This window comes from Providencia rettgeri (assembly GCF_001874625.1).
Classification (GTDB): Bacteria; Pseudomonadota; Gammaproteobacteria; order Enterobacterales; family Enterobacteriaceae; genus Providencia; species Providencia huashanensis.
The window spans coordinates 34236-53719 of sequence record NZ_CP017671.1 but is presented as its reverse complement, the minus strand read 5'-3'; the positions used below and the strand labels follow the sequence as shown (position 1 = coordinate 53719).

Here is a 19484-nt window from a genome sequence, read left to right as displayed (position 1 = left end):
CACCTCAGAAAGTCACACCAGAACAAAGAATAATGTTAGCGAACGGTGAACATTCTCCGGTGCGGATCACCGCTTTACTGTCATGAGTCAGTTGTTTAAAACGTTCATGGCTGCAATAGATAATTTCAATCGTATTATTTTGAGTGACTTCTAGCTGTTGTAAGTGAGTTAAAATAGCATCTTCCATTTGTGGGTTATTGGTACTAATTTCCTCAGCTAGAATGGCTTTTTCGACTTGCATCTCTTGAGTAATAACACTTAAAACTGACATGAAATCGGGTAAGCCTTGAGTAATGGCTAAATCAATGCGCTCAGTTCCTTGAGAAATAGGCAAACCAGCATCAGCAAGCGTTATTTGGTCCGTATGACCTAACTTGGCAATTACAGAGGTCACGTTGGCATTAAGTAAAACACCCTTTTTCATTTTTCACCGCCATTCTAGTAAGCGAAACGTTTCGCTCATGTAATCATAGTAAAGATGAGTTACAACTCAATATTGATGGTTAATATTTGTGATCAACATCGAAACGTTTCGTTAGCGTTAAAAAAATAAAAAATGATAACTAATTGAATAGCTTAAGCTGAATCGTTTCTATTGATTCATAAATAAACATAAAAAAAACATTCAAAAACAATTAAAAATTGTTTACAAAGATTTTTTGATGAAAAATGCCATTTAAATTCATTTTAAGCTCATTTTATGGTGACATATCAAATGTAATTTAATATAGGTTGAATTATTTATCTTTAACCGTTGCGATAAGGAATAAAAAATGAATATGACATCATCAATAAAATCAGTTAATCCAGCAACAAATAAAGTAGAAAAGATTTATCAAGAAATGAGTGCGGAGGAAGTCGATACAATACTCAGCAAAGCAGATAACGCCTACCTGACTTGGAAAAAAAGCTCATTTACAGAGCGAGCAGTAATTTTACATAACATAGCAAAAACTATGCGAGATAAAAAAGAGCTTCTCGGAAAAATCTGTACAACAGAAATGGGAAAACTATTAAGTGAATCGATAAGCGAAGTCGAATTATGCGCAAATATTTTTGACTACTATGCGAATGAAGGAAGCCGTTTATTAGCGGATAAAGAAATTGATGTTAAACACGGAAAAGCCTTCTTAACTTATGAACCTATCGGAGTACTCCTGACTGTTCAACCATGGAATTTTCCATTTTATCAAATAACTCGAACAGCTGCTGCTAATCTAATGGCAGGGAATACCATTGTTTTAAAGCATGCTTCAAATATTCCCCAATGCGCTGAAATAATGGAAAAAATATTTATTGAAGCAGGCCTACCGGATGGCGTTTACAACAATTTATTCATTCCTGGCTCAAAAGTTTCAGCTCTTGTTTCAGATGAACGAGTCAAAGCCGTATCTTTAACAGGAAGTAAACCTGCTGGTTCCAATTTTGCCTCTGAAGCAAGCAAAGTAATAAAAAAATCAACACTTGAGCTAGGAGGGAGTGATGCTTTTATTGTGCTAGCTGATGCAGATATTGATAGTGCGGTTGCGACAGCGACTGCTGGCCGTCTATGGAATGCAGGGCAAGTTTGTGTTTCACCAAAACGTATTATTGTATTAGAAAACGTTGCGAAAGAATTTATCGCAAAAGCAAAAGCAATCTATGAAAAAATTATTGTGGGTGACCCAATGGACCCAGCTACGCAACTCGCCCCATTAAGTAGCGAAGGAGCAGTAAACGACGTTATTAATCAAGTTGAAGTGGCTGTAAAAGAGGGAGCAACACTGGTATTTGGCGGTAAGCGATTAGAGCGTGAAGGGGCGTTTATGCAACCCACAATATTGACAGATATAAAACCGAATATGAAAGCTTATCATGAAGAAATATTCGGCCCAGTACTTTGTATTTATGCTGTAAAAAATATAGATGAAGCCATTCAATTAGCTAACGCGACTGAATTCGGTTTAGGTGGAACTGTCTTTGGTAAGAATGAAGCGGAAGCAATAAAAGTGGCTCGCCAAATAGTCACAGGGATGGTTTATATCAATCATACGACAGGAATTGCCCCTGAGCTCCCCTTCGGTGGAACTAAGCTTTCTGGTTATGGTCGAGAACAATCACTTGCGGGCATTCGTGAGTTTGTGAATGAAAAATTAATTCGAGTTACCACGCCAGATGCACCTTATTAATAATTATTAATCCTCAGCGCGGGCTCATAGTTTTATACTCATGAGCCCACCCAGTTCAAATCAGCTCTCTTTCGATTAAGATTTTCTCGCCTTAATACAGCTACACACGATTTAAATCAAATAACACAAAAGAAAAATGACAAATTTGATTGCACTGTTTATAAAAGGACGGATAACCTAAGAATTAAGCGTAACTACAACATTATTGAATTTTGTTATTCAATGAAAGGAATATCGATGCAATTATCTGAACGGATAGCTCAACTTAGCAATTACCTTGAAAGCGGTTTATATGAACGCCAGCAGGCTATTCGTTTATGTTTATTAGCCACATTAAGTGGGGAAAGTGTTTTTCTCTTAGGCCCTCCAGGTATTGCAAAAAGCTTGATAGCGAGACGAATGAAATTTGCTTTTCGCCATGCAAATGCGTTTGAATACTTAATGACACGTTTTTCGACTCCCGAAGAAATATTTGGCCCACTATCAATACAGGCACTAAAAGATGAAGGGCGCTACCAACGGCTAACTAAAGGCTATTTACCTGATGCTGAAGTTGTCTTTCTTGATGAGATTTGGAAAGCCGGCCCCGCTATTTTAAATACTTTGCTAACGGCAGTAAATGAACGCAAGTTTCGTAATGGTGACGAAGAAAAACGTATTCCGATGCGGCTATTAGTTACCGCTTCTAATGAACTTCCTGATGCAGATAGTAGCCTAGAAGCACTATTTGACCGTATGTTAGTGCGTATTTGGTTAGATAAACTACAAGAAAAACAAAATTTCCGCGCACTTCTAACTGGAAAATCATCCTTAGATGAAGCACAAGTACCTGAACATTTAAAAATCAGTGATGAAGAATACCAACAGTGGCAACAAGAAATACCGAAAATTACGCTACCCGATCACTGTTTTGAGCTTATTTATCAACTACGTCAACAATTAGATGCAACAGATAAGCAAGTTTATGTTTCTGACAGGCGATGGAAAAAAGCGGTTTATCTACTGCAAGCAAGTGCATTTTTCAATGGTAGAAGTAGTGTATCCCCCCTTGATATTGTGCTACTAAAAGATTGCCTATGGCACGATATGCAATCCATGAACACCTTGCCTAAATTATTGCAATCTCTACTGCAAGAGGATGGCTGGCAACAACGTAAATTAATGCACGAAATAGAGCTAACTTACCAACAATGGATGTCATCAACCCAAGATCAAAACAACCAAGACGCATTTAAAGTAAATAAAAACAATGCAATGTTTGCTCGCAAAGCCTCATATGTACTCCCAGAGAATATTGCTGAAGGGCGTATTACGCTATTTTTACATCGCCCATTGCAGTTACATAATATGAAAGTCACCTTTGTGACAACGGATAAAAAATCCCTGATAAACTTTTTAAATAAAGGAACAACGTTATCAGCTCACCTCAACGGAATTGGTTTTGCCCAAGAATTGGCCGCAGAGATTAATAATTTAAACCAAATTCAATTATTAGATGTGAGTCACCAATCATCGACTTTATATCTACAGGATAAAACAGCAAGTAACATACCTACGATAAATAACCAAGAATGGTTAGATAAGTTGGATAAAATTCAAAATGATATCCAAACAGCTCGCTATCAATTTGAAAAACAGCAACCAAATTTATTTATCGAGCCCCATTGGATAGCAGATATAGAACAAAGCTTTATTAACGTATCCGAGAGACTCATCCAACTACGCAACCAAATCACGGGTAAAGTGGCTGAATAATTATGATGAGTTTAGCCACACTCGAAATGCTACTTTCGGTTAATGAAGGTCAATTAATTGAAGAGATCATTATTTCTCTTCTCGCTACCCCACAATTGGCCGTATTTTTCGAAAAACACCCACGTTTGAAAAAAGCCTTACTAAAAGATTTATCCAGTTGGAAAAAAGATCTCAAACAAAGGATGAAAGATGCACTCGTCCCTTTACAGCTTTCTGAAGAGTTTGAGTTGTATCGCCAGTCATTAGGAATTTCCACTGATGCTTTTTTTACCCAACTCCCTACTGTAATTGAAAAGCTTCATCAACTTGATTCCCCTTTTTATCGTGAAGCTTATCAGTTACAGAGTGGCAAAATAGAAAACCGTAGTGCAAGACAATCACTGTTTGTCCAAAGATGGCGTATTAGCTTAATTTTTCAAGTTACGACTCTTCATAAAGAACTGTTGGAGCAAGAAAAAGAACAGTTGCTGGCGGAATTACAGCGTCGGCTAGCGTTAAGTGGAAATTTAGAAGATATACTCGGTGAAAATGAGCGAGCAGCAGGCCGCTTATGGGATCTAAGCAAAGGTGCCAATATGACCTCAGCTTATAATGACCAATTGTTAAATCGTTATAGTGAGTTTTTACGCCAACAACCTGAACTGGAAAAAATAGCCCAATTGTTAGGGCGCAGCCAAACAGCCCAAGCCATTCCAGATGATAGCGTCATACTTGAACCAATGACTATCATGGAAAAAGTCCCTGAAACTGTCCCCGAACAAGTTAATGGTTTAAATCAAAGCGATGATATTTTACGGTTATTACCCGCGGAATTAGCCATGTTAGGACTTGAAGATATAGAGTTTGAGTTTTATCGCAAATTGCTTGAAAAACAACTTTTGACTTATCGTTTACAAGGTGAGAGTTGGCAAGAAAGAAAAATACTTCTGCCAATCACACATCATCATAACGAAGAGCAACCAAGAGGACCATTCGTTGTATGTATCGATACCTCTGGTTCAATGGGGGGGTTAAATGAACGATGTGCCAAAGCCTTTTGCCTTGCCCTGATGAAAATTGCGCTGGCAGATAACCGGTCATGCCATGTCATGTTATTCTCCACTGAAATAGTGCACTACAATTTATTATCTGCCGATGGCTTAGATCAATGTATTCGTTTTTTACATCAGACCTTTAAAGGTGGGACCGATCTCGCCGCTTGTTTGCAAGAAACAGCAATAAAATTGGAGTCAAAACAGTGGGCTGATGCAGATGCAGTGGTAATTTCTGATTTTGTGGCTCAACGTTTGCCCGATGAATTAATTCAGAAGATTAAATCAATGCAGAAGATGGGGAAATACCGCTTCCATGCGGTATCCGTATCAAATTATGGGAAACCCAGCATCATGAAAGTTTTTGACCATATTTGGCGCTTTGATACTGGGTTAAAAAGCAGGCTACTACGCCGCTTTAATCGCTAATTACAGCATACCTTCAACTGACTCTTGCATTTCTTCGCCCCACACGCCACATTGTACTTGGCCAATGTGTTGACGTTGCAGAAGCAACATCACTAAACGTGATTGACCAATGCCACCCCCAATAGTTTGCGGCATTTCACCTTTCACTAACGCTTGATGCCACTCTAATTCCATACGCTTTTCATCATTTGTCAGGCCTAATTGGTATGTCAAGCACTCAGGACTTACACGAATACCCATAGAGGACAGCTCAAAAGCATCTTGTAATACTGGGTTCCATACAATGATGTCACCGTTTAAACCACAAAAACCATCTTCATTTTTTGTCGTCCAGTCATCATAGTCTGGTGCACGTACATCATGTGATTCACCGCTCGATAACTTACCGCCAATACCAATCAAGAATACAGCACCCAGTTCTTTCGCGATAGCGCGCTCACGACCTTTAGCGTCTAAGTCAGGGTAACGCTGTAGTAACTCTTCACTGTGGATAAAGTGAATTTGGTCTGGCAGGAACGGTGCCAAACCAAATTCTTTACTTACGGCAGCTTCTGTTTCTTTTATTGCCTTATAGATTTTACCCACTGTCTGTTTCAGATAAGGAAGAGTACGCTCCTCATCTGCCATCACTTTTTCCCAATCCCACTGATCAACATAGACAGAGTGGATAGGGGTTAAGCGATCCTCGTCCGGACGCAAAGCTTTCATATGTGTATATAAACCTTGGCCTTTACTAAAACCAAAACGACCGAGCGTTTTACGTTTCCATTTAGCCAATGAGTGAACGACTTCGAAGGTTGCACCTGGAATTGATTTCACTTTTACTTGAACGGCTTTTTCACTACCGGATAAGTTATCTTGTGTACCATCACCTAAACGGCTCAGGATTGGGCCTTGAACCTCAATTAAGCCTAATTCCTTTTCGAGTAAACGTGAGAAATATGATTTAACAAAACTAATTTGTTGCTGATGTTCGATGAATGACTTGTCCATAATTTTGTACCCATAATTTGATTGCTGTATTAGCTGATGTATAGATTAAGCAACAAAACGAGGTATAAATTCAATATACTTCATTAAAAAAAGCCATTGGCGTTTATTTTAATCAAAAAAAAGGGTATAAAAATGAATAATCGTTAAAATGGAGGTGAAATAATGCCTGAAAATTATCAAATCGATAATCTCGATCGTGACATACTTCACGAATTAATGGGAAATGCACGTACACCATATGCGGAATTAGCAAAAAAATTCTCTGTTAGCCCAGGTACAATTCATGTTCGCGTAGAGAAAATGAAGCAAGCTGGAATCATTCAAGGAACTCGTATCGATATCAGCCCAAAACGGTTAGGTTTTGATGTCTGCTGTTTTATTGGCATCATTTTAAAAAGTGCTAAAGATTACCCAACAGCACTAAAAAAACTGGATGCCTTAGAAGAAGTGGTTGAGGTTTATTACACAACTGGGCAATACAGCATTTTTATCAAAGTCATGTGCAAGTCAATTGATGCGTTACAAGACGTACTTATCAACAAAATTCAAACGATTGATGAAATACAATCCACCGAAACGTTGATCTCCTTACAGAACCCAATCTTGCGAACAATTAGCCCTTAGAAAAAAAAATTATATAACCACATTATCCACAGGTAGATCCCAGCTCATTCACAGCGTACAATAGCCAGCAATTATCGTGAAAGAGAATCACCATGACAAAAGTAACCTTAATAAGTGGCAGTACAATGGGCAGTGCGGAATATGTTGCAGAGCATATGGCTGAGATTTTGGACGAATTAGGTTATGAAACAGAAATTCAACATGGTCCTAGTCTTGATGACTTAACACTTGAAGGGTTATGGCTGGTGGTTAGCTCTACACATGGTGCAGGTGATTTACCAGAAAACATTCAGCCTTTATTTGAAAGCATACAAAAAGAATCCCCAGATCTAAGTAAAGTTAAATTTGGTGCAGTCGGGATCGGTAGTTCCGAGTATGACATTTTTTGTGGTGCGATCCACAAACTTGATTCGTTATTAAGCGAAAAAGGGGCAAAAAGGATCGGTGAATGTTTTGAAATTGATGTCCAGCAACACGAAATACCTGAAGATCCCGCGGGGGAATGGGTTAAAATTTGGGCAAACGAACTATGATTTGGTTATTAAACCAGCAGTCAGCTGTGGATAACTCAGGGAAGATCACGGTATTAACCGGTAGTTATCCATAGTATAAGTTTTAGGTCGACCACTGCCTGTGTATAAGTCACCTTTTTGATCCCAGCTTATACGCAATAGGATCACGGATCATTCACAGTATATGATCCTTTACACTTTTATGATCTTTAAAGTGAAAATCCACTTATCCACAGAAACGAGCGATCCTAATAATAGATCTAATAAAGAGATCTTTAAATAAAAAGATCTTAATACTATATAAGGGAGATACCTAAAACTTGGTGTCTTCCTAAAACTTGAGTAGAATCCTCTCCTCAAATGCACAGTCAGCATTTTCTAACGTTTAAGGTTCACACATGTTTTATCCAGAGCAATTTGACGTCATCGTAATTGGTGGTGGTCATGCCGGTACTGAAGCAGCAATGGCAGCTGCACGTATGGGGCGTCAAACCCTATTACTGACTCACAATATTGATACATTGGGCCAGATGTCTTGCAACCCAGCCATTGGTGGGATCGGTAAGGGACATCTGGTTAGAGAAATTGATGCCCTTGGTGGTTTAATGGCAACTGCAACTGACAAAGCTGGCATTCAATTTAGAACATTAAATGCCAGTAAAGGGCCGGCAGTACGTGCAACTCGTGCACAAGCAGACCGCGTTCTTTATCGACAAGCAGTTAGAACCGCTTTAGAAAATCAACCAAACTTAATGATTTTCCAACAACCTGTTGAAGACTTAATTGTTGAAAATAATCAAGTCACAGGCGCTGTTACCCGCATGGGCTTAAAATTTAAAGCAAAAGCAGTGGTATTAACGGTAGGGACTTTTCTTGATGGAAAAATTCATATAGGTTTAGAAAACTACAGTGGTGGTCGTGCTGGTGACCCGCCATCAGTTTCCCTTTCTCAACGTTTAAGGGAATTACCATTACGAGTTAACCGCTTAAAAACGGGAACTCCACCACGTATTGATGCAAGAACCATCGATTTCACCCAGTTAGCACAACAACTAGGTGATAATCCTATGCCTGTTTTTTCATTCCTAGGCTCACAGGATCAACATCCACAACAGATGCCTTGTTACATCACTTACACCAATGAAAAAACCCATGATGTGATCAGAAATAACCTTGATCGTAGCCCAATGTACGCAGGGATCATCGAAGGTATAGGCCCGCGTTATTGCCCATCGATCGAAGATAAAGTGATGCGCTTTGCAGACAAAGACTCACATCAGATCTTCTTAGAACCCGAAGGCTTAACCAGCAACGAAATCTATCCAAATGGTATATCCACCAGCTTACCATTTGATGTCCAAATGCAAATAGTTCATTCCATGAAAGGAATGGAAAATGCAAGGATCATTCGCCCTGGTTATGCTATTGAGTATGATTTCTTTGACCCTAGAGATCTCAAACAAACTCTAGAAAGTAAATTTATTAATGGCCTGTTCTTTGCTGGTCAAATTAATGGCACAACAGGTTATGAAGAAGCTGGTGCTCAAGGGCTACTAGCAGGCCTTAATGCTGCACAATATGCCTTTGGGTTAGAAGGTTGGTTCCCTCGTCGTGACCAAGCCTATATTGGGGTTTTAGTCGATGACCTGTGTACTTTGGGGACTAAAGAACCTTACCGCATGTTCACTTCACGTGCAGAATACCGTTTGATGCTGCGTGAAGACAATGCAGATTTACGTTTAACTGAAAAAGGGCGTGAACTAGGGTTAGTTGATGACGTTCGCTGGGCTCATTTTAATAACAAAGTTGAATTGATTGAAAAAGAGCGTCAACGCTTAAAAGATATTTGGGTTCATCCAAAATCTGATAACCATGCAGAAATCGACGCAATTTTAACGGTACCAATATCAAAAGAAGCTAACGGGGAAGATTTACTACGTCGCCCTGAAATGACCTATAAAATGTTAACCTCACTTAACCTTTTTGCTCCAGGTATTGATGATCCTCAAGCTGCCGATCAGGTTGAAATACAGGTTAAATATGAAGGTTATATCGCTCGTCAAAAAGAAGAGATCGAAAGACAGCTACGGAATGAAAACACGATATTACCTATTGACCTTGATTACAAACAAGTCAAAGGGTTATCTAACGAAGTAATGGCTAAACTGAACGACCATAAACCAACATCCATAGGCCAAGCTTCACGTATTTCAGGTATTACCCCGGCTGCAATCTCTATTTTACTTGTTTGGCTTAAAAAACAAGGCATGTTACGCCGGAGCGCATAAAAATGGATTTATTATCAAAACTTAACCAATTGTTAGCAAAAGCGGATATCAACCTAACAGATAAACAAAAACAGCAATTAATTGGTTACGTTGAGTTATTAGTTAAATGGAACAAAGCCTATAATCTAACTTCTGTACGTGACCCGCAACAGATGCTGATTCGCCATATTATGGATAGCATAGTGGTGAACGGTCAACTCAACGGGACCACGTTTATCGATGTAGGAACAGGCCCTGGCTTACCAGGGGTTCCTTTAGCTATTGTTCGACCTGAGTCCCACTTTGTTTTATTAGACAGCTTAGGGAAGCGCATACGCTTTTTAAAACAGGTTCAACACGAACTTGGTTTGACGAATATCGAACCTATTCAATCTCGTGTTGAAGAATACCCAGTTGGGTCTGGTTTTGATGGAGTTATCAGTCGAGCTTTCGCGTCATTGGATGATATGTTGAGCTGGTGTCACCATTTACCCTCCCCGACAGGGCATTTTTATGCGCTCAAAGGTATGATCCATAATGACGAAATCACCTCATTACCTGAGCAGTTTAAGGTTGAATCAATCATTGAACTGGAAGTTCCTGAACTTGATGAACAACGCCATTTAGTTAAAATATCTATAAAATAAAGTTGCTTCTCGTCAAAAAAATTTATCATTTAGAGCGATAGCCGAAGGTTTAAAAAACTGACGGCTATTATTATTTTTAACGGGGTAGTTAACACTCGAATTTTACGTACTGTTTACACGGCAATAACGAATAAGTTTCCAAAACAGCGTTTTGAAAGTAAATATAGGGTTAATTGCCAATTTTTACTTAATCGATTTAGCTTGATAGTTAGTTAATATTGAAATATTTGCTTTATAGCAGCAGTTTTTTGTTCAAAAATTGAATTCTTTAATTATTTGATTTACAGATTAATTCTATTTTTTCTTACGAAGAAAATTGAATGAATAAATAAAGCGAATAATACGAAGTGTGATATTGATCACGTTTAACTGTAAGTATGTAGCAAATCATTAACTATTTATTAATTATTACTGCGACAATTCTGCGCTAACTCGAAAAAATTAAATATTTATTCACCTTTTCGCTACTTACTGATTGAATTCATTTCGCCTGCCCGTATAATTTGCTCGTTTTTGTCTCTTGACACATTTAAGCAAAGGCAGTTTTATACAACACTTAGCGTTTCTGAGGCTGAGAAGAGCTGGGAGTATCAAAAAAGTTATGTCTGTATCCCTTTATGACAACAAGCATGCTGCAAAGCAGTTGTCTGTTCAGTTTATAACTTTAGTGATCCTCAGTGGGGCTTTCTGTGCAAATAGTATAGAATGGGGGGCCTCTGCTCTTGCTGGTGGGTTAGCATGCTGGTTACCAAATATCGTATTTATGCTGCTAGCACAATTTCAGAAAGCAAAGGAAGAGGATGAACCTGTCCGCATTGCCTGGTTCTTAGCATTAGGAGCAGGGCTAAAGGTTGTTACAACTATCGTTGTTTTAGTTGTTGCTTTCGGTGTGTTCAAAGCGTCATTAACACCACTGGGTTTGACCTATTTAGCGGTGCTAATTGTTCAGATTGTTGCACCAGCCGTTTTTAAACGGTAAGTATTTTTAAACTACAAAAGGGTAAGAGGCATCATGTCTGCATCAGGAGAAGTGATGACTACAGAGGATTACATAGGCCACCATCTGAGAAACCTTCAGTTGGACCTGAGTACCTTTAAGTTGGTCGATCCCCACGCTAGTCCAACATTTTGGACGTTGAACATTGACTCGCTTTTTTTCTCAGTAGTTCTCGGGGCTTTGTTCCTGTGGCTATTTAGAAGAGTTGCAGCCAATGCGACTAGTGGCGTACCCGGTAAGTTACAGACTGCAATAGAACTGATCATTGGTTTCGTTGATAACTCAGTCCGTGATATGTATCACGGGAAGAGCAAAGTTATTGCTCCTTTAGCATTAACTGTGTTCGTCTGGGTATTCTTAATGAACCTGATGGATTTACTCCCAATTGATTTCCTTCCGTATATTGCTGAGCATTATCTCGGGTTACCTGCATTACGTGCAGTACCAACCGCTGATGTTAGTGTCACCTTATCGATGGCTATTGGTGTGTTTATCCTAATCCTCTTTTACAGTATTAAGATGAAAGGAATTGGCGGATTTACGAAAGAGCTCACTATGCAGCCTTTCAACCATCCTGTTTTTATTCCTGTTAACTTGATTCTTGAAGGGGTAAGCCTGCTGTCAAAACCTGTATCACTCGGTCTGCGACTGTTTGGTAACATGTATGCAGGTGAATTGATCTTTATTCTTATCGCGGCTCTGCTTCCGTGGTGGTCACAGTGGTTGTTAAGCCTACCTTGGGCTATCTTCCACATACTGATTATTACGCTACAAGCCTTTATTTTTATGGTTCTGACTGTTGTCTATCTGTCGATGGCATCTGAAGAGCACTAATTTAATTATCAATAATTGTATTAACTGAAACAAACTGGAGACTGTCATGGAAAACCTGAGTATGGATCTGCTGTACATGGCTGCCGCTGTGATGATGGGCTTAGCGGCGATCGGTGCTGCGATCGGTATCGGCATCCTAGGTGGTAAATTTTTAGAAGGTGCTGCTCGTCAGCCAGATTTAATTCCTCTGCTGCGTACACAGTTCTTTATCGTAATGGGTCTGGTCGATGCTATTCCGATGATTGCTGTTGGTCTGGGCTTGTATGTAATGTTCGCTGTTGCTTAATTAACGTTACGGAACACTTTAAGAACATTAATTCACTAATGAATAAGAGGTATTGTCTGTGAATCTAAATGCAACAATCCTCGGCCAGGCTATCGCGTTTGTCCTGTTTGTTTGGTTCTGTATGAAGTATGTATGGCCACCGATTATGGCGGCCATTGAAAAACGTCAAAAAGAAATTGCTGACGGTTTATCTTCCGCAGAACGTGCTAAAAAGAACCTGGAACTGGCGCAAACCGACGCAACCGACCGACTGAAAAAAGCGAAAGCTGAAGCACAAGTCATCATTGAGCAAGCGAATAAACAACGCACTCAAATGATTGATGAAGCAAAAGCAGAAGCAGAAGCAGAACGTGCAAAAATCGTCGCACAAGCGCAAGCTGAAATTGATGCTGAGCGTAAACGTGCACGTGAAGAGTTACGTAAACAGGTTGCGATGCTTGCTATCGCAGGTGCCGAGAAGATCATTGAACGTTCCGTGGATGAAGCTGCTAACAGCGACATCGTTGATAAACTAGTCGCTGAACTGTAAGGAGGGAGGGGCATGTCTGAAATTGCTACTGTAGCTCGCCCCTACGCCAAAGCAGCTTTTGACTTTGCTGTGGAAAACCAATCTGTTGAAAAATGGCAGAATATGCTGGGCTTCATCTCAATGGTGTCGCGTAATGAACAGGTTGGTGAGCTGCTTTCTGGTTCTATTGCACCAGAAACATTAGCTAAAACGTTTATCTCTGTTTGTGGAGATGAAATTGACGAGCATGTTCAAAACTTGATTCGTGTTATGGCAGATAATGGGCGTTTAACTACGCTACCAGAAGTATTAACGCAATTTATTCAATTACGTGATGCTCTGGAATCAACGATTGAAGTTGATGTACTTTCTGCAAACGAGTTGAGTGAACAGCAGTCAGCTAAAATTTCTGCAGCGATGGAAAAACGTCTGTCACGCAAAGTTAAGCTGAATTGCAAAATTGATAAGTCTGTTATTGCTGGAGTGATCATTCGTGCTGGAGACCTCGTCATTGACGGTAGTATCCGCGGTCGCTTAGAGCGTTTAACTGACGTCTTGCAGTCTTAAGGGGACTGGAGCATATGCAACTGAATTCCACCGAAATCAGCGAACTGATCAAACAGCGTATTGCTCAGTTCGATGTTGTGAGTGAAGCTCACAATGAAGGTACGATTGTATCCGTTAATGACGGTATCATTCGTATTCACGGTTTAGCCGAAGTCATGCAGGGTGAAATGATCGCGCTGCCAGGCAACCGTTACGCCATCGCATTGAACTTAGAGCGTGACTCTGTTGGTGCGGTTGTTATGGGTCCTTATGCCGACTTGGCAGAAGGCATGAAAGTAAAATGTACTGGTCGTATTCTTGAAGTTCCAGTAGGCCGTGGTTTACTTGGACGTGTCGTGAATACACTGGGTCAACCAATTGATGGTAAAGGCCCTGTTGAGAATGATGGCTTCTCTCCAATTGAAGTTATTGCTCCAGGTGTTATCGAACGTCAATCCGTTGATCAGCCTGTACAAACTGGTTATAAATCAGTCGATGCGATGATTCCAATCGGCCGTGGTCAGCGTGAGCTTATCATCGGTGACCGCCAGACAGGTAAAACTGCTCTAGCGATCGACGCAATCATTAACCAGCGTGATTCTGGCATCAAATGTGTTTATGTCGCTATCGGTCAGAAAGCATCTACAATTTCTAACGTAGTACGTAAACTCGAAGAACACGGCGCTCTGGAAAACACCATTGTTGTTGTTGCGACTGCATCTGAATCAGCAGCTCTGCAATACCTTTCCGCATACTCTGGATGCGCAATGGGTGAATACTTCCGTGACCGTGGTGAAGATGCACTGATCGTTTACGATGACCTGTCTAAACAGGCTGTCGCATACCGTCAAATTTCACTGTTGCTGCGTCGTCCACCAGGACGTGAAGCATACCCAGGTGATGTTTTCTATCTGCATTCACGTTTACTTGAGCGTGCAGCTCGTGTTAACGCTGAATACGTTGAAAACTTTACTAAAGGTGAAGTTAAAGGCAAAACAGGTTCATTGACGGCTCTGCCTATCATTGAAACTCAAGGCGGTGACGTTTCTGCATTCGTACCGACTAACGTAATTTCGATTACAGATGGTCAGATCTTCCTGGAATCTAACCTGTTTAACTCTGGTATTCGTCCAGCGGTTAACCCAGGTATTTCAGTATCTCGTGTTGGTGGTGCTGCTCAGACTAAAATTATCAAGAAATTGTCTGGTGGTATTCGTACAGCACTGGCTCAGTATCGTGAACTGGCAGCGTTTGCTCAGTTTGCTTCCGACCTTGATGATGCGACTCGTAAACAGTTAAGTCATGGTCAGAAAGTAACTGAATTGCTGAAACAGAAACAATATGCACCGATGTCAGTAGCAGAGCAGTCATTGTCTCTGTTTGCGGCAGAACGTGGATTCTTGGATGATGTTGAGTTAGCGAAAATTGGTGCATTCGAAACAGCATTAGTTTCATATGCACTGCGTGAGCATGCTGACCTTATGAATGAAATCGGCCAGGCTGGTAACTATAACGATGATATCGAAGGTAAGTTGAAAAAACTGCTCGAATCATTTAAAGCAACTCAGTCCTGGTAATACTATTCGGCCCGTGAGTTTTTATGGGCCGTCTGGTTAATAAGGAGAAGCAGTAATGGCCGGCGCAAAAGAGATACGTTCCAAGATTGCCAGCGTGCAAAACACGCAGAAGATCACTAAAGCGATGGAAATGGTCGCTGCGTCCAAAATGCGTAAATCGCAAGAACGCATGGCGGCTAGCCGTCCTTATGCGGAGACCATGCGCAGTGTTATTGGTCACCTAGCGTTAGGTAATCTGGAATATAAACATCCATATCTCGAAGAGCGTGAAGTTAAGCGCGTAGGGTATTTGGTTGTTTCAACAGACCGTGGTCTGTGTGGTGGTTTGAACATTAACCTGTTCAAAAAACTCCTTGCAGATATGAAATCATGGTCTGAGAAAAATGTTCAGGTTGATTTGGCTTTAATCGGCTCTAAAGCGGTTTCATTCTTTGGTTCTGTTGGCGGCAATGTCGTTACACAAGTAACCGGAATGGGGGATAACCCAACGCTTTCAGATTTGATTGGTCCAGTTAACTCTATGCTACAAGCCTATGATGAAGGGCGTTTGGATAAACTGTATGTGGTGACTAACAAGTTCATCAATACAATGTCTCAGGAGCCAACTATTCTTCAATTATTGCCATTGCCTGCAAGCAATGATGAAACATTGAAGAAGAAATCTTGGGATTATATATACGAACCCGATCCTAAGGCGTTGCTGGATACCCTGCTACGTCGTTATATCGAGTCGCAGGTTTATCAGGGCGTCGTTGAAAACCTGGCTAGTGAGCAGGCCGCACGAATGGTAGCGATGAAAGCCGCTACTGATAATGGTGGTAACCTGATCAAAGAGTTGCAGTTGGTTTACAACAAAGCTCGTCAGGCCAGCATTACTCAGGAGCTTACCGAAATTGTTTCGGGTGCTTCCGCGGTTTAACAGCTAGGTTTACGAATTACGTAGAGGATTCAAGATGGCTACTGGAAAGATTATCCAGGTAATCGGCGCCGTTGTGGACGTCGAGTTCCCTCAAGATAGCGTACCAAAAGTGTATGACGCTCTTGAGGTTATGAACGGTAAAGAAAAACTGGTGCTGGAAGTTCAGCAACAGTTAGGCGGTGGTGTTGTCCGTTGTATCGCAATGGGGACATCAGATGGCCTAAGCCGTGGTTTAAGTGTTGTTAACTTAGATCACCCAATCGAAGTACCAGTAGGTAAAGCAACTCTAGGACGTATCATGAACGTTCTGGGTGAGCCTATTGATATGAAAGGTGATATTGGCGAAGAAGAACGCTGGTCAATTCACCGTGCAGCACCTAGCTATGAAGAGTTATCAAACTCAACAGAACTACTGGAAACCGGTATCAAAGTAATGGACTTAATCTGTCCATTCGCGAAAGGTGGTAAAGTTGGTCTGTTTGGTGGTGCGGGTGTTGGTAAAACAGTAAACATGATGGAACTTATCCGTAACATCGCGATTGAGCACTCAGGTTACTCAGTATTCGCAGGTGTTGGTGAGCGTACTCGTGAAGGGAACGACTTCTATCATGAAATGACCGACTCTAACGTTTTGGATAAAGTATCACTGGTTTATGGCCAGATGAACGAGCCACCAGGAAACCGTCTGCGTGTTGCGCTGACTGGTCTGACTATGGCTGAAAAATTCCGTGACGAAGGTCGTGACGTACTGCTGTTCGTAGATAACATCTATCGTTATACACTGGCGGGTACTGAAGTATCAGCACTGTTAGGTCGTATGCCATCAGCGGTAGGTTATCAGCCAACGCTGGCGGAAGAGATGGGTGTTCTGCAAGAACGTATTACCTCAACTCAAACAGGTTCTATCACTTCCGTTCAAGCGGTTTACGTTCCTGCGGATGACTTGACTGACCCATCACCAGCAACCACCTTTGCTCACTTGGACGCAACGGTAGTACTGAGCCGTCAAATCGCATCTTTGGGTATCTACCCAGCGGTTGACCCTCTCGATTCTACTAGCCGTCAGCTAGACCCACTCGTAGTTGGTCAAGAGCACTATGATGTTGCGCGTGGCGTTCAGTCTATTCTGCAACGTTACCAAGAACTGAAAGATATTATCGCAATTCTGGGTATGGATGAGTTGTCTGAAGAAGACAAACTGGTTGTTGCTCGTGCTCGTAAGATCCAGCGCTTCCTGTCTCAACCATTCTTCGTTGCTGAAGTATTTACCGGTTCACCAGGTAAGTTCGTTTCCCTGAAAGACACTATCCGTGGTTTCAGTGGTATCCTGAACGGTGATTACGACCACCTGCCAGAACAAGCGTTCTATATGGTTGGTACCATTGAAGAAGCTGTGGAAAAAGCTAAAAAGCTTTAATCCAGCTGACAGGAGGTTGATATGGTAGCTGCAATGACATACCACCTGACTGTTGTTAGTGCTGAAAAACAAATGTTTGAAGGCCTAGTACAGAAAATTCAGGTGACAGGTAGTGAAGGTGAGCTGGGGATTTACCCGCAGCATACCCCGCTGCTGACTGCCATAAAACCGGGCATGGTACGTATTACCAAGCAGTTTGGTGAAGAAGAACTAATTTACCTCTCCGGCGGTATTTTAGAAGTACAACCAAACGGTGTTATCGTACTCGCTGATACAGCGATCCGTGGTAAAGATTTAGACGAAGCTCGAGCAGTGGAATCTAAACGTAAAGCGGAAGAACACGTCCGTAAAGCACACGGTGATGTTGATTATGCTCAGGCATCGGCAGAACTTGCAAAAGCAATAGCCAAACTTCGAGTGATCGAATTGACTAAAAAGCTAATGTAATGATAGCAGTATAGAAAAAAGCCAGTTGGTTAACCCTAACTGGCTTTTTTATTTGAACGAAATATGTAGTAATTTATAAAGGAAATAGGTTTACTTTCATCCCTAAGTTGGAGTTTCAGGAAAAATGACTGTGCAAAGAAAAAGTGTCGTGATTTTAGCTGCCGGTAAAGGCACACGGATGTATTCAAATCTACCTAAAGTTTTGCATTTACTTGCGGGCAAACCGATGGTGCAGCATGTTATAGATACAGCAAAATCCATTGGTGCATCAGATATTCATCTGGTATACGGACATGGCGGTGATTTACTGAAGGAAAAACTGGGTGAGCAAAACCTAAATTGGGTATTGCAGGCCGAACAACTTGGAACGGGCCATGCGATGCAACAAGCTGCACCAAACTTCCAAGATGATGAAGACATTGTCATGTTATATGGTGATGTCCCATTGATTGCCAAAGATACCTTAGATCGCTTAATTGAAGTGAAACCTGATGGTGGAATTGGTTTACTGACCGTTATCTTAGATAATCCAAGTGGTTATGGACGTATCATTCGTGAAAATAATGAAGTTGTCGGTATTATTGAACAGAAAGATGCGACTGAAGAGCAACGTAAGATCCAAGAAATCAATACTGGTATTATGGTTGCTAGTGGTAAAGATTTTAAACGTTGGTTGGCTCAGCTAAACAACGATAATGCACAAGGCGAATATTACATTACAGATGTCATCGCATTAGCGCATAAAGAAGGGAACAAAATTGCAACTGTTCATCCTAAACATTTAAGTGAAATGGAAGGCGTGAATAACCGTCTGCAATTGGCTGCGTTAGAAAGGGTTTATCAGAAAGAACAAGCTGAAAAACTGTTATTAGCGGGGGTGATGCTAATCGACCCTGCACGTTTTGACCTGCGCGGAACATTGACTCATGGTCGTGACATTATTATTGATACTAATGTGATCATTGAAGGCGATGTGACATTAGGCAATAACGTCCATATTCAATCTGGCTGTATTTTGAAAAACTGTGTAATTGGGGATAACTCAGTTATTAGCCCATATTCAGTAATAGAAAACTCTGATTTATCATCAGAATGCACGGTTGGCCCTTTTGCGCGTTTACGCCCAGGTGCTAAATTAGCGGCCAAAGCGCACGTAGGTAATTTCGTTGAAATGAAAAATGCGTCTTTAGGGTTAGGTTCTAAAGCTGGCCATTTGAGTTACCTCGGTGATGCACAAATTGGTGATAACGTGAATATTGGTGCTGGAACTATCACTTGTAACTATGATGGCGCTAATAAACATAAAACCATTATCGGTGATGATGTATTTGTAGGCTCTGATACCCAATTAGTCGCGCCAGTTTCAGTGGCAAAAGGTGCAACCATTGGTGCTGGTACGACAGTGACTCGTGATGTGAATGAAGATGAGCTTGTTGTTAGCCGTGTAAAGCAAATGCATATAAAAAACTGGCAACGTCCAGTTAAGAAAAAATAAGTAAATATTAAGGAGTGATAGCGATATCTCTC

The 19484-nt window shown here is 40.9% G+C and carries 19 protein-coding genes; 17 read left to right on the top strand and 2 right to left on the bottom strand.

Features of this window, described 5'->3' with window-relative positions; genetic code table 11:
• Positions 1 to 4 precede the first annotated feature (4 nt).
• Positions 5 to 424: a D-ribose pyranase gene (rbsD, locus tag RB151_RS00210; RefSeq protein ID WP_071547558.1), complete on the bottom strand. Its 420-nt coding sequence runs from the start codon at positions 422 to 424 to the stop codon at positions 5 to 7.
• A gap of 349 nt (positions 425 to 773) precedes the next feature.
• Here rbsD and RB151_RS00205 point away from each other — a divergent pair, with 349 nt between their 5' ends.
• The 3 genes from RB151_RS00205 to viaA all read left to right on the top strand — a co-directional run bounded on the left by RB151_RS00205 (position 774) and on the right by viaA (position 5383).
• Positions 774 to 2168, top strand: coding sequence for an NAD-dependent succinate-semialdehyde dehydrogenase (locus RB151_RS00205; RefSeq protein ID WP_042846812.1), 1395 nt, complete (start codon positions 774 to 776; stop codon positions 2166 to 2168).
• A gap of 237 nt (positions 2169 to 2405) precedes the next feature.
• On the top strand, positions 2406 to 3923 hold the full coding sequence (gene ravA, locus RB151_RS00200; RefSeq protein WP_071547557.1) for an ATPase RavA: 1518 nt from the start codon (positions 2406 to 2408) through the stop codon (positions 3921 to 3923).
• A gap of 2 nt (positions 3924 to 3925) precedes the next feature.
• Complete coding sequence (gene viaA, locus RB151_RS00195) at positions 3926 to 5383, top strand: ATPase RavA stimulator ViaA (RefSeq protein ID WP_071547556.1); 1458 nt, start codon at positions 3926 to 3928, stop codon at positions 5381 to 5383.
• On the opposite strand, the gene asnA is transcribed toward viaA, so the two are convergent.
• Positions 5384 to 6376, bottom strand: coding sequence for an aspartate--ammonia ligase (gene asnA, locus RB151_RS00190; protein WP_042846809.1), 993 nt, complete (start codon positions 6374 to 6376; stop codon positions 5384 to 5386).
• 162 nt (positions 6377 to 6538) lie between these two features.
• Here asnA and asnC point away from each other — a divergent pair, with 162 nt between their 5' ends.
• The 14 genes from asnC (at position 6539) to glmU (ending at position 19452) form a co-directional block, all read left to right on the top strand.
• Entirely contained in the window at positions 6539 to 7000 is a 462-nt protein-coding gene (gene asnC, locus RB151_RS00185) for a transcriptional regulator AsnC (protein ID WP_042846808.1), read from the top strand.
• A gap of 92 nt (positions 7001 to 7092) precedes the next feature.
• Positions 7093 to 7533 carry an FMN-binding protein MioC gene (gene mioC / locus RB151_RS00180; protein WP_042846807.1) on the top strand — a complete coding sequence of 147 codons (441 nt, stop codon included), beginning with the start codon at positions 7093 to 7095 and terminating at the stop codon, positions 7531 to 7533.
• Between the two features lie 377 nt (positions 7534 to 7910).
• Entirely contained in the window at positions 7911 to 9800 is a 1890-nt protein-coding gene (gene mnmG, locus RB151_RS00175) for a tRNA uridine-5-carboxymethylaminomethyl(34) synthesis enzyme MnmG (protein WP_042846806.1), read from the top strand.
• Between the two features lie 2 nt (positions 9801 to 9802).
• Positions 9803 to 10426, top strand: a complete 624-nt coding sequence (rsmG, locus tag RB151_RS00170) for a 16S rRNA (guanine(527)-N(7))-methyltransferase RsmG (RefSeq protein WP_042846805.1) — start codon at positions 9803 to 9805, stop codon at positions 10424 to 10426.
• A 601-nt stretch (positions 10427 to 11027) separates the two neighbouring features.
• A complete protein-coding gene (gene atpI, locus RB151_RS00165) occupies positions 11028 to 11405 on the top strand; it encodes a F0F1 ATP synthase subunit I (protein ID WP_042846804.1) in 378 nt (125 codons plus the stop codon).
• A gap of 33 nt (positions 11406 to 11438) precedes the next feature.
• The gene (atpB, locus tag RB151_RS00160; protein ID WP_042846803.1) at positions 11439 to 12257 is read left to right on the top strand and encodes a F0F1 ATP synthase subunit A; all 819 of its coding nucleotides are present in this window, start codon (positions 11439 to 11441) and stop codon (positions 12255 to 12257) included.
• Positions 12258 to 12303: 46 nt separating this feature from the next.
• A complete protein-coding gene (gene atpE, locus RB151_RS00155) occupies positions 12304 to 12543 on the top strand; it encodes a F0F1 ATP synthase subunit C (protein WP_004093904.1) in 240 nt (79 codons plus the stop codon).
• A gap of 58 nt (positions 12544 to 12601) precedes the next feature.
• On the top strand, positions 12602 to 13072 hold the full coding sequence (gene atpF, locus RB151_RS00150; RefSeq protein ID WP_042846802.1) for a F0F1 ATP synthase subunit B: 471 nt from the start codon (positions 12602 to 12604) through the stop codon (positions 13070 to 13072).
• Between the two features lie 12 nt (positions 13073 to 13084).
• Positions 13085 to 13618, top strand: a complete 534-nt coding sequence (gene atpH, locus RB151_RS00145) for a F0F1 ATP synthase subunit delta (protein WP_042846801.1) — start codon at positions 13085 to 13087, stop codon at positions 13616 to 13618.
• A 14-nt stretch (positions 13619 to 13632) separates the two neighbouring features.
• Positions 13633 to 15174 (top strand): F0F1 ATP synthase subunit alpha, encoded by a 1542-nt coding sequence (gene atpA / locus RB151_RS00140; protein ID WP_042846800.1) that lies wholly within the window; start codon positions 13633 to 13635, stop codon positions 15172 to 15174.
• Between the two features lie 55 nt (positions 15175 to 15229).
• Complete coding sequence (gene atpG / locus RB151_RS00135; protein WP_042846799.1) at positions 15230 to 16093, top strand: F0F1 ATP synthase subunit gamma; 864 nt, start codon at positions 15230 to 15232, stop codon at positions 16091 to 16093.
• A gap of 34 nt (positions 16094 to 16127) precedes the next feature.
• Complete coding sequence (atpD, locus tag RB151_RS00130) at positions 16128 to 17510, top strand: F0F1 ATP synthase subunit beta (RefSeq protein ID WP_042846798.1); 1383 nt, start codon at positions 16128 to 16130, stop codon at positions 17508 to 17510.
• A 21-nt stretch (positions 17511 to 17531) separates the two neighbouring features.
• Positions 17532 to 17957 carry a F0F1 ATP synthase subunit epsilon gene (locus tag RB151_RS00125; protein WP_042846797.1) on the top strand — a complete coding sequence of 142 codons (426 nt, stop codon included), beginning with the start codon at positions 17532 to 17534 and terminating at the stop codon, positions 17955 to 17957.
• 124 nt (positions 17958 to 18081) lie between these two features.
• Positions 18082 to 19452 carry a bifunctional UDP-N-acetylglucosamine diphosphorylase/glucosamine-1-phosphate N-acetyltransferase GlmU gene (gene glmU / locus RB151_RS00120; RefSeq protein WP_071547555.1) on the top strand — a complete coding sequence of 457 codons (1371 nt, stop codon included), beginning with the start codon at positions 18082 to 18084 and terminating at the stop codon, positions 19450 to 19452.
• Positions 19453 to 19484: the final 32 nt, after the last annotated feature.